Annotated in this window: 12 protein-coding genes and 1 pseudogene; 5 read left to right on the forward strand and 8 right to left on the reverse strand. The window is 65.7% G+C overall.

Features of this window, described 5'->3' with window-relative positions; translation table 11 throughout:
- Nucleotides 1-115: 115 nt before the first annotated feature.
- The 3 genes from LSI54_RS11940 to gabT all read right to left on the reverse strand — a co-directional run bounded on the left by LSI54_RS11940 (nucleotide 116) and on the right by gabT (nucleotide 5,088).
- The gene (locus tag LSI54_RS11940) at nucleotides 116-2,044 is read right to left on the reverse strand and encodes a heavy metal translocating P-type ATPase (RefSeq protein ID WP_241478457.1); all 1,929 of its coding nucleotides are present in this window, start codon (nucleotides 2,042-2,044) and stop codon (nucleotides 116-118) included.
- 146 nt (nucleotides 2,045-2,190) lie between these two features.
- Nucleotides 2,191-3,693 (reverse strand): NAD-dependent succinate-semialdehyde dehydrogenase, encoded by a 1,503-nt coding sequence (locus tag LSI54_RS11945; RefSeq protein WP_241478458.1) that lies wholly within the window; start codon nucleotides 3,691-3,693, stop codon nucleotides 2,191-2,193.
- Between the two features lie 84 nt (nucleotides 3,694-3,777).
- The gene (gene gabT / locus LSI54_RS11950) at nucleotides 3,778-5,088 is read right to left on the reverse strand and encodes a 4-aminobutyrate--2-oxoglutarate transaminase (protein ID WP_241478459.1); all 1,311 of its coding nucleotides are present in this window, start codon (nucleotides 5,086-5,088) and stop codon (nucleotides 3,778-3,780) included.
- 96 nt (nucleotides 5,089-5,184) lie between these two features.
- On the opposite strand from gabT, the pseudogene LSI54_RS13235 reads away from it, so the two are divergent.
- A pseudogene (locus LSI54_RS13235) lies at nucleotides 5,185-5,385 on the forward strand (LysR family transcriptional regulator); the annotation flags it as partial.
- Nucleotides 5,386-5,433: 48 nt separating this feature from the next.
- Nucleotides 5,434-6,159: a substrate-binding domain-containing protein gene (locus LSI54_RS11960; RefSeq protein ID WP_241478464.1), complete on the forward strand. Its 726-nt coding sequence runs from the start codon at nucleotides 5,434-5,436 to the stop codon at nucleotides 6,157-6,159.
- Between the two features lie 38 nt (nucleotides 6,160-6,197).
- Here LSI54_RS11960 and LSI54_RS11965 read toward each other — a convergent pair whose 3' ends face one another.
- From LSI54_RS11965 to LSI54_RS11975, 3 genes are all read right to left on the reverse strand, one after another.
- Entirely contained in the window at nucleotides 6,198-7,583 is a 1,386-nt protein-coding gene (locus LSI54_RS11965) for an NAD-dependent succinate-semialdehyde dehydrogenase (RefSeq protein ID WP_241471184.1), read from the reverse strand.
- Nucleotides 7,584-7,674: 91 nt separating this feature from the next.
- The gene (gene speB / locus LSI54_RS11970) at nucleotides 7,675-8,643 is read right to left on the reverse strand and encodes an agmatinase (RefSeq protein WP_241478460.1); all 969 of its coding nucleotides are present in this window, start codon (nucleotides 8,641-8,643) and stop codon (nucleotides 7,675-7,677) included.
- 108 nt (nucleotides 8,644-8,751) lie between these two features.
- Nucleotides 8,752-9,330: a helix-turn-helix domain-containing protein gene (locus LSI54_RS11975; protein ID WP_241478461.1), complete on the reverse strand. Its 579-nt coding sequence runs from the start codon at nucleotides 9,328-9,330 to the stop codon at nucleotides 8,752-8,754.
- A 155-nt stretch (nucleotides 9,331-9,485) separates the two neighbouring features.
- Here LSI54_RS11975 and LSI54_RS11980 point away from each other — a divergent pair, with 155 nt between their 5' ends.
- Genes LSI54_RS11980 through LSI54_RS11990 form a run of 3 tightly spaced genes read left to right on the forward strand, consistent with a single transcriptional unit; the run spans nucleotide 9,486 to nucleotide 11,939 of the window.
- Entirely contained in the window at nucleotides 9,486-9,893 is a 408-nt protein-coding gene (locus LSI54_RS11980; protein WP_241465926.1) for a nuclear transport factor 2 family protein, read from the forward strand.
- Complete coding sequence (locus LSI54_RS11985; protein WP_342357825.1) at nucleotides 9,890-11,281, forward strand: purine-cytosine permease family protein; 1,392 nt, start codon at nucleotides 9,890-9,892, stop codon at nucleotides 11,279-11,281. The genes LSI54_RS11980 and LSI54_RS11985 overlap by 4 nt, the downstream gene beginning before the upstream one ends.
- A gap of 10 nt (nucleotides 11,282-11,291) precedes the next feature.
- Nucleotides 11,292-11,939, forward strand: coding sequence for a cyclase family protein (locus LSI54_RS11990; protein WP_241471185.1), 648 nt, complete (start codon nucleotides 11,292-11,294; stop codon nucleotides 11,937-11,939).
- 70 nt (nucleotides 11,940-12,009) lie between these two features.
- Here LSI54_RS11990 and LSI54_RS11995 read toward each other — a convergent pair whose 3' ends face one another.
- Both LSI54_RS11995 and LSI54_RS12000 read right to left on the reverse strand, forming a co-directional pair.
- A complete protein-coding gene (locus tag LSI54_RS11995) occupies nucleotides 12,010-13,233 on the reverse strand; it encodes an ABC transporter ATP-binding protein (RefSeq protein WP_241478462.1) in 1,224 nt (407 codons plus the stop codon).
- On the reverse strand, nucleotides 13,230-14,765 hold the full coding sequence (locus tag LSI54_RS12000) for an ABC transporter permease (RefSeq protein ID WP_241478463.1): 1,536 nt from the start codon (nucleotides 14,763-14,765) through the stop codon (nucleotides 13,230-13,232). Before LSI54_RS12000 ends, LSI54_RS11995 begins: the two co-directional genes overlap by 4 nt.
- Nucleotides 14,766-14,945: the final 180 nt, after the last annotated feature.

Below are 14,945 nucleotides of genomic sequence, written 5' to 3' on the forward strand. Positions count from 1 at the left end.
CGCTCTCCTTCAGATCGCTGAGCGCTCAGGGAGCGCTCGGTGCAGTCAAGGATCTCGACCCTGCCGGTCGGACCTAGGCGGGGACGCACAGGCCCGAGGATCCTCACGCGGATTCTCAGATCTTTTTCGAGACATCGTGGGACGCCGCGTCGGTGGGGCCGAGCTGTCCGCCGCGGGCCGCCTCCAGCTCCCGCGCCACCTGCGCAGCCTCCGCCCGCTCCCTCCTGCTCGGACGCATGGCCCGCAGCGCCCACAGGATGGAGGCGAGATCGTCCACCTCCTGCAGCCAGGCGCCGACGATGGCAGGCAGCATGCCCGCCGCGGCGATGAGCATCAGGACCACCGACATGCCGACACCGATCCAGATCGCCTGCCAGGCGACCCGCATGGTGCGGCGCCCGATGTGCACGGCCCGAGCACTGCGTCCGAGGTCATCGACGGTGATCACGATGTCGGCGGACTCACTGGCAGCACTGGAACCGCGCGCGCCCATGGCCACTCCCACGTCAGCGACCGCCAGCACCGGCGCATCGTTGACGCCGTCGCCGACCATCATCACCGGGCGCGGGTGCGCCGCCTGCACTGCGGATACCTTGTCCTCGGGGAGCAGGTCTGCGCGCACGTCGTCGATGCCTGCCTGCTGCGCGATGTGGCGGGCCACGTGTTCACCGTCGCCGGTGAGCATCATCGTGGTGCTGACCCCGGCCCGGTGAAGCGAGGCCATCGTGGCCCGGGTCTCGACGCGCAGCTCATCGGCGAGGGCGATGTACCCCGCGTAGGTGCCGTCCACGGCCACGTGCACACCACTGTGACCCACCGGCGGAGTGTCCGGCGTCGTGGAGGTCTCCCGGCCGATGAAGCGGACGCTGCCGACGACGACGGCGCGCCCCTCGACCCTCCCGCGCACCCCGTTGGCGGGCACCTCGATCACGTCCTCGGCGCTCGGCACGCCCTGCGAGTTCGCGCTGGCAGCTTCGACCACGGCGGCTGCCAGCGGATGTGAGGAGTACTGCTCGACTGCCGCGGCGAGCGCGAGCATCCGTTCTGGTTCGAGTCCGACGGCATGGACGTGTGTCACCTCAGGCTTGCCGTGGGTGAGGGTTCCGGTCTTGTCGAAGGCGGCGGTCCTCACCCGCGCCAGCTGTTCCAGCGTGCCGCTGCTCTTGACGATGATGCCGTTGCTGGCCGCGCGGGACATTCCGGCCATGAATGCCACCGGCGCCGCGATGATCAGCGGGCAGGGAGTCGCGACGACGAGCACCTCTGCCGCGCGCGTGGGGTCGCCGGAGAACGCCCAGGCCCCCACGGCGAGTCCGAGCGCTCCCAGGGTGAAGGGCACCGCGACCCGGTCGGCGAGCCGGACGAAGGGAGCCTTCGACTCCTGTGCCTCGCGGACCAGCTCGATGATCCGCTGGTACTGGGACTCGGAGGCGTTGGCGGTGGCGCGGATCTCGATGGCCTCGCCACCGTTCACGGCCCCGGAGAGCAGCTCCTCGCCCTGAGCGCGTTCCACCGGCAGGGATTCTCCGGTGAGCGAGGACTCGTCGAATGTCGCCGAGGCGGACTCGAGCATACTGTCCACCGGCACCACCTCGAAGGGCCGCACCAGCAGCCGGTCACCGACGCTGACCTCTTCCACCGGCACATCTGTGGGGCCGCTGTCCCCGCGCAACAGGTGCGCGGTGTGCGGGGCATTCTCCAGCAGCCCGGTCAGCTCCCGCCGAGCTCGACCGGCGGCGTAGTTCTCCAGGGCTTCACCGCCGGAGAGCATCAGGCACACGACAAGCGCAGCCCAGTATTCTCCCACCGCCACGGTGGAACCGATGGCGGTGACCGCCAGCAGGTCGATGCCGTAGGTTCCGGCGCGCAGATCCGTGATCATCCGACGGGCCTGCAGCAGCGCGACGACCACGGCGAATCCGGAGATCACCCAGCGCGCCGCAGGTCCCTGGCCGCTGAGCTCCAGGGCTCCGCCGAGCACCCCGATGGCGAGGGTCGCGAAGACCACCGGGTAGCGCGCCAAGCCGAGAACGGTCTTCCGCATGCCTCATTGATACGCCGAAATTCGCCGCCTGTATAGAAAGGTGCGGCTAGCCCCATTACAGCCGGTGCTCAAGAGCTAATCCGCGCGGCACCCGGGTCCAGGTCGGGGGCTCCCCGATGCCGCGTTGCCGCATCGCGCCGTAGCCTTCAGACAGCGCTCCAGGGGTTCTCCACACCGATGTACTGGGTGCTGGTGTACTCCGCAATGCCTTCGGCTCCTCCCTCGCGACCCAGCCCAGACTGCTTCACCCCGCCGAAAGGGGCGGCCGCGTTGGAGATCACTCCGACGTTGAGACCCATCAGCCCGAACTCGATCCGGTCTCCGATGCGCAGCCCTCGCGAGATGTCTTCGGTGAACACATACGAGGCCAGGCCGTATTCGGTGTCGTTGGCCAGAGCGACCGCTTCGGCTTCATCGCGGAACGTGATCACCGGGGCGACTGGACCAAAGATCTCCTCCCGCAGCACTCGAGCATCGGGGGCGATGTTGCGCAGCACTGTCGGTTCGAAGAAGTACCCGGCGCCTTCAGTACGCTTGCCTCCGGTGACCACCTGCGCCCCACCGGCCACTGCATCAGCCACGAGTGCTTCCATCGAGTCGCGGGCCTTGGCATCGATCAGCGGCCCGACGTCGACGCCGTCCTCGACTCCGGAACCCAGCCTCAGCGCAGACATCTTCTCCGCGAGCCGAGCAGTGAAATCCTCCGCCACCGATTCATGGACCAACAGGCGGTTCGCGGCCGTGCAGGCCTCCCCCATGTTGCGCATCTTCGCGGCCATCGCTCCGGCCACGGCCTTGTCCAGATCGGCATCTTCAAACACGATCAGCGGTCCGTTGCCGCCGAGCTCCATAGAGGTGCGCAGCACGTTCTCGGCAGCCATCTTCATCAGGTGCTTGCCCACCGGTGTCGAACCGGTGAAGGATACCTTCCGCAGCCGGCGATCACCCATGATCGGCTCGGAGATCGCTGACGCAGAGCTGGTCGAGACGACGTTGAGCACTCCATCGGGGAGCCCCGCATCGAGCATGATCTGCGCAAAATAGTGCGCGGTCAGCGGCGTCAACGCTGCAGGTTTGAGGATCATCGTGCACCCTGCCGCGAGGGCCGGCGCGACCTTGCGGGTGGCCATGGCCAGCGGGAAGTTCCACGGAGTGATCAGCAGGCAGGGGCCGACTGGTTTGCGGGTGACCAGCATCCGCAGATTACCCTCGGGGGTGGCCGCATAGCGGCCATAGTCTCGGACGGCCTCCTCGGAGAACCAGCGCAGGAACTCCCCGCCGTAGGCGACCTCTCCCCGGGACTGGGCGAGTGGTTTGCCCATCTCCAGGGTCATCAGCAGCGCCAGCTCCTCGGCCCGGTCCTGGACCAGGTCGAAGGCCCGGCGGAGGATCTCGGCCCGCTCACGCGAGGGAGTTCGCGCCCATGATTCCTGAGCATCGGCGGCGGCGTCCATGGCCGCGCGGGCATCGTCTGAGGTGGCCGAGGACATCGTCGCGATGACTTCCTGGGTGGCCGGGTTCTCCACCTCGAAGGTGGCACCGTCGGAGGACTCCCTCCATGCACCGTCGATCAGCAGCCCCTTGGGGGTCGCGGCGAGCAATGCCTGGATGCGGTCCTGCGTGACAAGGGTCTGGTCTGGGGTGTTCATCTGTGAGACTTTCTGATCGGCACCGCGGCGCATCCGAACGGGATGGCGATCCGCGGCGCTGGACTGGAGGTGTGACCGGCAGCTTCAGGCTGCGGCCAGCGCGTCGGTGATGATGCTCAGGCCTTCTTCGAGGAGCGCATCGCTGATGGTCAGAGGTGGAAGCAGTCGAACCACGTTGCCATAGGTCCCACAGGTCAGGGCGATGACCCCGGCTTGGCGCGCTGCGGTCGCGACAGCAGAGGTCAGCCCCGCGTCTGGAGCCTTCGTCTCAGGGTCCACCAGTTCGAAGGCCAGCATCGCACCGCGACCGCGGATATCCCCGATGCGGGGGTCTCGGCGCTGGACCTTCTCCAGATGGGTGCGCACCAGTTTCTCGATCCGCAGCGCCTCCTGATCCAGATGCCCCTCTTCAATGGTCTCGATGGCAGCCAAGGCGGCAGCACATGCGACGGGGTTACCGCCGTAGGTCCCCCCGAGGCCGCCAGGGTGAGCAGCGTCCATGATCTCTGCTCGCCCGGTGACCGCCGAGAGCGGCATTCCGCCGGCGATGCCCTTGGCGGTGGTGATGATGTCTGGCTGCACGTCCTCGTATTCTGAGGCGAACCAACGACCGGTGCGGGCAAAACCAGTCTGGATCTCATCGGCGATGAACACGACATCGTTCGCATTGCACCATTGAACGATCTTCTTGAGGAACCCAGGCGCTGGAACGATGAATCCGCCCTCACCCTGGATCGGTTCCATGATGACCGCCGCGAGGTTCTCCGCGCGGATCTGTGTCTCCAGCTGTTCGATGGCACGGGCCGCGGCGGTATGGCCATCGAGCTGGTCGCGGTAGGGGTATGAGCCCGATACCCGATACACCTCCGGGGCGAAGGGTCCGAAGCTGTGCTTATAGGGCATGGACTTCGCGGTCAGCGCCATCGTGAGCGTGGTGCGGCCGTGGTACGCATGATCGAAGGCAGCCACGGCCTGTTTTCCGGTGTACGCCCTGGCGATCTTGACCGCGTTCTCCACTGCCTCGGCTCCGGAGTTGAACAGAGCGGTGCGTGCCGGACCTGAGACGGGGGTGATCTCCGCGAGCTTCTCGGCCACGGCCACGTAGCCCTCATAGGGGGTCACCATGAAGCAGGTGTGGGTGAACTCAGCGACCTGCCGCTGCACCGCTTCGACCACCTTGGGTGCACTGGCGCCGACGCTGGTCACAGCGATGCCTGCTCCGAGGTCGATGAGCCTGTTCCCGTCGACATCCTCGAGGATTCCATCCTGGGCGCGGACGGCAAAGGTGGGCATCAAGGTCGAGACCCCACGGGCCACTGCGGCGTGCTGACGCTCCATGAGTGCCTTGGCCTTCGGGCCGGGCAGTTCAGTCGCGAGGTGTCGGGTCTGTTCCATGCAGGGCTCCTTGAGGCGACGCAATCAAATGATCTGTGACTCTGATACTCGTCCACCCGGAACCATACTGTCTAATGCCCGCTGCGGATACAAGGCATGCCTACAGAGCATGCCACACTGTCAGTTGTGGACCATCGACTTCTCAGGTACTTCGCCGCTGTCGCTGATGAAGGGACTGTCTCAGCGGCCGCGGAATCCCTGCACATCACGCAGCCAGCGCTCTCGCGACAGATCCGGGAGCTCGAGAGCAAGCTCCGACTCCAGCTGTTCCGCCGCACGGGCAACCGACTGATTCTCACATCAGAGGGCACAGAGTTCCTCTCGGTCACCCGCGAGGTGCTGCGCGTGCACAGCCATGCCGAGCTGATCGCCGAGACGCTCGCCTCAGGCAGCATGCGCAATGTCTCCATCGGCGCGCCGCAGACCACCTTGATCGACATCGTCGCCCCCTTCGTCGCGACCTTCTCCCAGCACGATCCAACCCCGCACGTCTCCGAGATTTCACTCAGCCCGGAACCCACCCAGAACAGCTCCGACTACGATCTGATCGTCACGCCGCAGAGACCGGCAGACGATCATGAAACGCTGTCGCTTGCCGCTCTTCCCGTCTGGGCCTACGTTCCCCAGACCCACGCATGGGCGCAGCGAGAGGCGATCGACCTGGCCTCCCTGTGTGAACACGCATTGATCCTCGTGCCAGCAGCGCAGAAGTCTCGACAGATCCTCGACGCCGCGCTGAGCCTCGCCGACCTCGCACCGCGCGGCACCATCGAAGTCTCACAGGGGCGGCTCGCGCAGGCCCTCGCCGCGGCCGGACGGGGCGTCGCCGTTCTCTCGGACGACGCCCACTTCGCATTGCACCCCTTGAGGATTCTTGACGAACGGGGTTACGCTCTCCAATTTCACCTTCATGCAGCCTGGCGTCGGGATCATCACGGAAGCGCGGAGCTGTTCAGCATGGCGCAGCGGCTGCGCGACTTCTGTCAGCTCCGATACGGCCCGACCCTGGCCTCAGCACCGGACGACGATGCGCAGCCAGAGGGTCCCACTGCTCACAGACCTGGTCATTGAAGAATCCGCCGAGCATCAGGGACCGTGGTCAGTGGCGCTCAGTCCGCGATGTAGAGAAGTCGTCTGTTGACGAACTCATCCATGCCGAGCGGCCCAAGCTCGCGGCCATAGCCCGAGTTCTTCACGCCCCCGAACGGCATCTCCGGACCCTCCGCAGCGGGCGTGTTGACACTGGCCATCCCGACCTCGAGCTGAGCGGCGACTGCCGCTGCGCGTTCGGCGTCCACGGAGAAGACCGCACCGCCGAGGCCATACTGGCTCTCGTTGGCGAGTCGGATCGCCTCCTCGTCGCTTTCACACCGATAGACCACGGCGACTGGGCCGAAGAGCTCTTCGCTGTAGGCTCGCATCTCCGGTGTGACCCCAGTCAGCACTGCTGGAGAATAGTAGAATCCCGAGGAGTCGGGGATCTCTCCGCCCGCATGCAGCCGCGCACCCTTCGACACAGCATCGTCGACCTGCTCCTTGAGCAGATGCACAGCACCCTCCGAGGACATCGGCGAATACGTTCCGGGAGTCGGGTCTGAGGGATCTCCAGGCCGCAGGCCCGCAGCTCGAGCAGTCAGTTGATCGACGAATGCCTCGTAGATGTCTTCGTGGACGATGATCCGCTTATTCGAGTTGCACACCTGGCCCATGTTGTAGACGCGCGTCTCCCACGCGGTGTCCGCTGCACCGGCTACATCCTCGGAATCCAGCACGATGTAGGGGTCCGATCCGCCGAGTTCCAGCACCACCTTCTTGAGGTGCGCCCCCGCCTGCCGCGCGACTGCGGATCCCGCGCGCTCAGATCCGGTGAGCGAGACGCCGCGCAGTCGTGGATCAGCGATCATCGTCGCGACCTGCTCGTGAGTGGCGAAGACATTGGCATACACGCCAACTGGCACCCCAGCGTCGTGCAGCAGCTGCTCGATAGCGAGAGCTGATCTTGGGCATGACTCCGCGTGCTTCAGAATTATCGGGTTGCCCAGAATCAGGTTGGGCGCAACGAAGCGGGCGACCTGGTAATACGGAAAGTTCCAGGGCATGATCCCCAGCAACGGACCGATCGGCAGGTGCTCGATGACGGCTCGTCCGCCGGAGTAGCTTTCGATCTCCCGATCCGCGGTGAGCTCGGCCGCCTTCTCCGCGTAGTAGGCGAAGATGGCGGAGGCGAACTCGACTTCTTCTTCACCCTCGCTCAGCGGCTTCCCCATCTCGATGCTGATCATCCTCGCCAGCTCATCGATTCGTTCGGCGAAGAGCTCTGAGACGCGCAGGGCTGTCCTTGCTCGACTCTCCAAAGAGGTCCTTCTCCACGTGGCGAAGGCCTCTGTGGCCTTGGCCAAGGCCACCTCCACCTCCTCCGGGGTCGCAGCTGGAAAGTCTTCCAGCGTCTCCCCTGTCGCAGGATTCGTGACGTGGTAGGCGTGCGATCGTGTCATGGCTCATCTCCTAGTTTGCAGCTCGCGAAGCGGGGTATCCGTCTGTCGTGTCAGTCCGGACCGGACGCCGGTCGGACCGAGGCTCGACGCATCAGGGACGCGCCGCCATGGCAGAGATCACCTCGTAGGCGACATGCGAGCCCGCGACAGCCGTGAGCTGAGCGTGGTCATAGGGGGGCGAGACCTCGACGACGTCGGCACCGACGATCGACGTGTTCGAGAAGGCGCGCAGCATCCGCAGCAGTTCTCGACTCGTCATACCGCCGGCCTCCGGCGTGCCGGTGCCCGGAGCGTGTGCAGGATCAAGGACGTCTATGTCGATCGATAGATATACCGGCCGGTCACCGATGCGACGGCGCATCCGTTCGATGGCCATTTCGACGCCCTCGACCTCGATGTCGTGGGTCGAGATGATGGCGAACCCCAGACGCTCATCATCTCGAAGGTCCTCCTTGCCGTACAACGGACCGCGGATGCCGACATGCAGACTGGCCTCCATGTCGATGAGGCCCTCCTCCGATGCCCTCCGGAACGGAGTGCCGTGGGTGACGGGTGCACCGAAGTAGGTGTCCCAGGTGTCGAGGTGCGCGTCAAAGTGAACGACGGCGACAGGGCCGTGCGTCTTTGCCACTGAACGAAGCATCGGAAGAGCGAGTGTGTGGTCACCGCCGATCGCAAGGAGCCGCGTGCCTCCAGCCCGGAGTTCGTCAGCGGCGCGTTCTATATCGAGGACAGCCTCGTCGAGGCTGAACGGATTCACCGAGATGTCACCCGCATCGGCCACCTGCACCTGGGCGAAGGGAGAGATATCGGCGGCGGGATTGTATGGACGCAGAAGCCGGGACGCTTCGCGCACATGCGCCGGACCGAACCGTGCGCCCGGGCGGTAACTCACCCCAGAGTCGAAGGGCACCCCCACCACCGCGATATCGACATGGTCGACCTCCTCTGCCCTGGGGAGCCGTGCGAACGTCGCGATTCCCGCGAACCTGGGCGACTTGCTCGCATCTGCGGGGCCGATGTTCCCCGAATCGAACTGCACATATTCCGTTGCTGACATGGGTACATCCGATCTCTCGCCACTTTCGGGCCAGGAATAGTTATAGAGAATATTTGTACTCTATTAGACACCTTGTATGGAAGAACCGACAGTCTCAGCGGTGATCGATCAGACGAGCCCGCTCCACGGCGCAGGCACGAGCACCCAGAGCGCCGCGCTCTCCACCGGCGCCCACCAGCTATGCGGCTCATTGCCTGGAAACGTGATGGTATCCCCGGCGTAGAGCACCTCGCTCGACGCTGCGAAGCGAATGTGCAGCTCGCCGCGGATGATGTGCAGAGACTCGACTTTGCAGTTGATCGTGTAGAGATTCTCTCCACCGTGAGCGCCGCTGGCGATCTCCGAGTGGATCACCTGCACCTGGGACTGGCCGCGCGGCGTGACCATGTGCTCCACCGCTCCAGATCCCCCCAGGTTGATCAAGGGCGCATCGTCGAAACGCACGATTGCACTGTCCGGCTCCTCGAACAGCTGACCCAGCGACAGCCCCAGCACCTGGCAGATAGACATCAGCGACGCGACGCTCGGCGATGTGTCGTCACGCTCCACACGCGAGATGTAACCCTTGGTGAGATTCGCCTGCTTCGCCACGACGTCGAGCGTGAGGTGTTGAGCCTGTCGAGCGGCACGAAGCTTCGCACCAATAGGGGGTGGCGAGTCGCTCGCGGCGGGATTGACGTTTCGCATTCATCCTCTTTTTCGTCGAGCCGAGACTCCAGCGTATCGCGCAGCGGAACAATGTTGACTCATGTACAACTCTTGTTGCATGCTGACCTCTGTATCGAGCGTCACATCAATCGACCCACAGCGGAGTCGGGTGCCGCACTGAAGGGGTAGATCCAATGACTGAATTACTTCCACAGCACATCTCGTCGGCTGCAGAAGCGATAGTGCGGGCGTTTGAGAACAATGATGAAAACGATTACTTCAGCCGATTCTCTCCTACATGTACCTTCATATTTGCTCCCGACAATACCGTTCACGCTGACCGTGCGAGCTGGCACGCCGCGTGGGGCAAGCTCCAGGAAGCCGGCTGGCGCGTCATCGCGTGCCGCACGCTCGAATCAGGAGTCCGAGTACTCGCCGGCGGCGGCGTCTTCTGGCACGTGCTGGAGACGACCGCGCTCGTCGAGGGCGTGACCCAGACGTACCGCGAACGCGAAACCATAGTCTTTGAAAATACCCAGGAGGGGCTGCTCGCGGTCCATGAACACCTTTCCTCGGTGACCGAGGAAGGTACTTCCCTGTGAAAAACTCCCAGCAGAGCGCAACCTTGACCGCAGACCCAGACGAAGAACAGGTGCCGCTTCGAGGCACCCTCGGGGGCGGCCGAATCATGCTGATCTGGCTGGCGGCGAACCTGGTCGTCACGACGCTGCTGACCGGCACCCTGTTTGTTCCAGGCATCTCATTCGGCGACTCGCTCCTCTGGATCGTATGCGGCACCGTTCTGGGCGCTGGCGTCCTGACCCTTGTCGCTGTCATGGGTGTTCGCACCGGCCTTTCGACCATGGCACTTACAAAGGGATCCTTCGGGCTGCGCGGTTCGATCGTTCCCTCTCTGTCGAACTTGATCATTCTGATGGGCTGGTCGTGGGTGCAGGCCATGCTCGCCGGCATCTCGGTCGACTACCTCGTTCACGCGTGGACCGGGTACTCCAACCCGATCCTGTTCGCCGCGCTGTGTCAGGCGTTCGTCGTGTTCCTGGCGATCTTTGGCCACGTCGGAATCGCGCGCATCGAACCGCTCTTCGGGCTCGTCATTGTGAGCATCATCATCTACGTCTTTGCCGTCGCCTTCTCGACCCATCCCCCTGCCGAGTACCTCGCCATCGCGATTGACCCTGCACTGGGAATGGACGGCGCGCTCGTATTCGACATCGTGTTCGCCACCGCGATCTCCTGGACGGTGCTCAGCGCCGACCTCACCCGCACGGCGCGCGGCGTCCGCGCCGGAGCAGCAGGCGCAGCCATTGGTTACACCACGTCGACGATTCTCACGATGGCACTCGGCGCCACTGCGATCTCCTACGTCCTGCTCGAGGGCAACGAGGCTGTTGCATTCGATCCGACCGTGATCATCACTGCGTTCGGAGCGCCCCTGGCCGCCGTGATGTTCCTGTCTGTCATGGCGACGAACACAATGGTCATGTACGGCATGACGCTCTCGCTTCAGCACGCGTTTCCCCGTCGCCGGCCGCTGCCGTTCCTTCCCACTGCGCTCGGGCTCGGCGTCGTGGCTGTGATCGGCTCTACCTGGCTCGGGCTGCTCGAGCAGTTCACGAACTTCCTGGCAACGATCGGCGCCCTGTTCATCCCCGTCTTCGCCGTGATGATCGTGGACTACTACTTGGCTCGTCGGCGCAGCTACAACCGCGAGATTCTGAACTATAAAGGTGGGAAGTACTGGTTCACCGGTGGGTGGAACATCGGCGCGATCGTTGTCTGGGCGACTGGCGCCGGTCTGTACACGCTCTTGACGACCGTGTGGTTCTCTCCCGTTGGAGCGGCCCTCCCGACGGTGTTGTTCTCGGGCTTGATGTACTGGCTGTGGACGAGGATCGCGAGAATCTCTGAACCCCGGGGCGTCGAATCTCGACACCTCGCGGACCAGCTCGAACTCGCGACTGAGAAGTAGGAGGCTGGAGATGTCGCGGTGGGCTGATCTGTCTCACGACCTGAGTTCTGGGATGCCGGTGTTCCCCGGCGACCCGCAGGTGTCGATCCAGCCTGCCGCGACAGTCGCCGTAGACGGATTCGAAGTGCACGCGTTGCATCTGGGAACGCATTCCGGCACCCATGTGGACGCACCAGCCCATGTCATTCCCGGCGGTCACACCGTCGACGCTATCGACGTGGAGGACCTCATCGGCGAAGCGATGGTGCTTCGCGCCGGAGAGCTGAGCGCAGGGGCCACCGTGACTCTTGAGAGTGTCGCAGATCAGCTCGCCGGCGGTCTGGGAGATGCCCGCATCGTATTGGTGGCAACTGGTTGGGACCGACACTGGAGTTCCGAACGGTATCTCGATCACCCGGTCCTCGAGCCCACCCTCGCCGAGCATCTGCTGGAGCTCGGCGCCAGGGTCATCGGCGTGGACACGCTGAATCCCGATTCCACCCGTGCGGCCGACCAAGGCCTGCCTGTGCACGACATCGTGCTCGGCAAGGGGCGGCTGATCATCGAAAACCTGAGGCAACTCACACAGCTGCCAGCCCGCGTCGAGTTCGTAGGGCTCCCGCTGCGACTGCCAGGCATGGACGGGTCACCCATCCGAGCTGTGGCGCGGCCTTTGTGAGCACTGCCGGGCGAACAGTCAGGGGACCCGTTCGGCAGGATGTGCCTGCTCCTCTGGCCCGCTGCGCGGGTCAGAGGAAGCTGGGCATCAGCGTCGCACCCCGTCTCTCGATGCTGACACGTGCGGGCCTCGCCGAGCAGGCATGGCACTCGGTGAAGGCCGGGTAGAAGACGCCCGCACCCTGGACTGCGAGGTGGACCTGTGTGCCAGGCGTCAGGGGCACCGCGTTGAGCTGGCGCAGCCGCAGCGGGGACTCCACGCCCTCGAGCTGGACCAGCGCAGTGGTGTCATGACCGAAGTACTGGGAGCTGAGCACGGTTCCTGCCACACCCTCCTCGCTGAGTGTGATCTGTTCAGGGCGCAGCATCACCTGCCCCGTTGATCCGCTCGCCGTCCGATGAGCGATGGCCAGGTTCGGGCAGACCAGCTCCACGTTCACGCTGCCCAGCGGAGTCGACGAATCCCACACCGCCCCAGCCTGTCCGGAGAGCGGCTCTGGAAGCTGGCCGGTCAGCTGGCCGGGCAGCAGCACGGCGTCGCCGAGGAACTGGGCGGTCTCCACGTCGCAGGGCCTGGTGTAGACCTCTTCGGGGGCACCGATCTGGCGCAGCCGCCCATCCTTGAGCACCGCGACCTGATCGGCGAAGGACAGCGCCTCGTCCTGGTCGTGGGTGACCAGGATCGTCGTGGTCCCGGTGATCCGCAGGATCTCCCGGATCGCCTGCCGGGTGCTCTCGCGCAGCCCAGCGTCCAGGGCGGAGAACGGCTCGTCGAGCAGGATCATCTCCGGCTGGCGGGCCAGCGCCCGGGCCAGCGCCACCCGCTGGCGCTGACCACCCGAGAGCTGGTCCGGACGCCGGGAGGCGTGATCACCGGTGAGGCTGACCAGCTCGAGAAGCTCAGCGACCCTGCGGCGCCGCTCGCGCCGGGGAGTTCCGCGCGGCAGGCCGAACGCGATGTTGCCGGCGACGTCGAGATGCGGGAACAGCGCTCCGTCCTGGGCGACCAGTCCGATGCTGCGCCGATGGGCGGGAACCTCTGTCACATCCGCGCCGTGGAGCCGGACCTCCCCGTGTTCGGGGGCCAGGAACCCCGCGATGACGCGCAGCAGCGAGGTCTTGCCCGAGCCGGAGGGGCCGACGATCGCCGTGGTCGTCCCAGCCTTCACGCGCAGATCGATGTCGTGGAGGACCGGCTGATCGCCGAATCGCACCTCGACCCCGGAGACCTGGAGCATCGTGGTGTCAGTGTCCGTGATGCCAGTTTCCGTGGCGTCAATGTCCGTTGCAGTCATCGGACCTCCTTGAGTAGTCGCGAAATCATCATCCAGGCGGGGACTGCGGCGACGAGCACCAGCAGCGCGGCGAAGGGCGCGGCGGCCGCATAGGACTCTCCGCCGGTGTAGGTCCAGAGCCGCGTGGCGAGGGTGTCGAACCCTGTGGGTCGCAGCATCAGCGTGGCCGGAAGCTCCTTGATCGTGGTCAGGAGCACCAGCAGCGCCCCGGAGAGGATCCCGGGAAGCATCAGCGGCAGCGTCACGCGCAGGTAGCCCACGCCGGGGCTGCTGCCCAGGGACTGGGCGGCCTCCTCCAGCTCCGGGGGCGCCGAGAGCGCGGAGGCGAGCACCGGGCCCAGGGCCAGCGGCAGCATCAGCGCGCAGTAGGCCAGGGTCAGCATCCACATGGTCTGGTACAGCGCCGGCAGCACCGCGATCCCGAGCATCACCACCGAGAGTCCGATGACGACGCCGGGCAGCGAGTGCGCCAGGTAGGCGGTGCGTTCCAGCAGCCGAGCGAGCTTCGAGGGCCGCCGCGCCAGCCACAGGGCCAGCGGGATCGCGATCGCCGTGGTGGCCAGCGCCGCGAGCCCGGCGGCCCAGAGCGAGTTCAGCAGCGCCGACCCGATCTCCGCCAGTGAACCCGGGCGAGAGACCCCGCGCAGGCTCCAGACCAGCAGTGCCGAGAGCGGGACCATCAGTGCGACGAGCACCGGGGTCCAGGCCAGCGCGAGGATCGGCAGCGTCCAGCGTCCTATCTGGAAGCGGGCGGGGCGGGCTCGCCCCTCACCGGACATGGTGGAGTAGCGGGTGCCGGTGCGGCGGACCCGGCCTTCGAGGATGAGCAGGCACAGCGTGAAGACCAGCAGGATCGAGGACAGCGCGACTCCTCCGAGCCGGTCGAAGCCCATCGAGAAGCTGGTGAACACAGCGCGGGTGAAGGTGTCCACGCGCAGGATCGAGACGGCGCCGAAGTCGGCGATGACGTAGATGGCGCAGAGCAGGGTGCCGGCGGTGATCGCAGGGGCGGTCTGCCGAACGGTGACGCTGAAGAAGGTGTCGATGGGGCCGCGGCCCAGCGCCCGGGCGGCCTCTTCCTGGGCGGGATCCACCGAGACCAGCGCGGCGACCACCGGCAGGTAGATGTAGGGGTAGGTCACCGAGGTGATCACGATCGCCGCGGCCAGGAACCCCTCGAAGCTGGTGCCCGGGTTGATCAGGGCGTTCATCGACTGCCAGCCGAACGCGGCGACATAGCTTGGGACCGCCAGGGGCAGCGCCGCGGCGACGCCGAGGATCAGTCGTCCCGGAAGCTGTGTGCGGGTGACCAGGAACGCCAGGCCCACGCCGAGGACCAGGCACAGCACGGTGACCGTAAAGGTCAGCGTCAGCGAGGTGTAGGCCAGCCGGGCGCTGCGCGCGCTGAACACGGTGTCCAGGAAGTCCGGAAGCGGGAACTGGGCCAGCCGGATGACGAGGTAGAACAGCGGCAGCAGCGCCACCAGCGTGGCGATGACCGCGGCGGCGCGCAGCCACAGCGGCACCGCCACACGCCCGTTCCCTGCGGAGCGGGAACGGGCGGCGGTGCGCGCTGGAGCTTTGGCCGGGGCGGTGATGGGTCAGCCCACCAGACCCGATTCGACGATCATCTCCACAGAGGTCTCCAGGTCATCGAGACGGTTGAGATCGATGTCCGGCGCGTCGAGCTCCTCGAGGCTCGGCATGCCCTC

The organism is Nesterenkonia sp. AY15 (genome assembly GCF_022565855.1).
GTDB lineage: Bacteria > Actinomycetota > Actinomycetes > Actinomycetales > Micrococcaceae > Nesterenkonia.

Coding starts and splice junctions, on each gene's coding strand:
- LSI54_RS11940 (WP_241478457.1), bottom strand. CDS start 2,044: ATGCGGAAGACCGTTCTCGGCTTGGCGCGCTACCCGGTGGTCTTCGCG.
- LSI54_RS11945 (WP_241478458.1), bottom strand. CDS start 3,693: ATGAACACCCCAGACCAGACCCTTGTCACGCAGGACCGCATCCAGGCA.
- gabT (WP_241478459.1), bottom strand. CDS start 5,088: ATGGAACAGACCCGACACCTCGCGACTGAACTGCCCGGCCCGAAGGCC.
- LSI54_RS11965 (WP_241471184.1), bottom strand. CDS start 7,583: ATGACACGATCGCACGCCTACCACGTCACGAATCCTGCGACAGGGGAG.
- speB (WP_241478460.1), bottom strand. CDS start 8,643: ATGTCAGCAACGGAATATGTGCAGTTCGATTCGGGGAACATCGGCCCC.
- LSI54_RS11975 (WP_241478461.1), bottom strand. CDS start 9,330: ATGCGAAACGTCAATCCCGCCGCGAGCGACTCGCCACCCCCTATTGGT.
- LSI54_RS11980 (WP_241465926.1), top strand. CDS start 9,486: ATGACTGAATTACTTCCACAGCACATCTCGTCGGCTGCAGAAGCGATA.
- LSI54_RS11990 (WP_241471185.1), top strand. CDS start 11,292: ATGTCGCGGTGGGCTGATCTGTCTCACGACCTGAGTTCTGGGATGCCG.
- LSI54_RS11995 (WP_241478462.1), bottom strand. CDS start 13,233: ATGACTGCAACGGACATTGACGCCACGGAAACTGGCATCACGGACACT.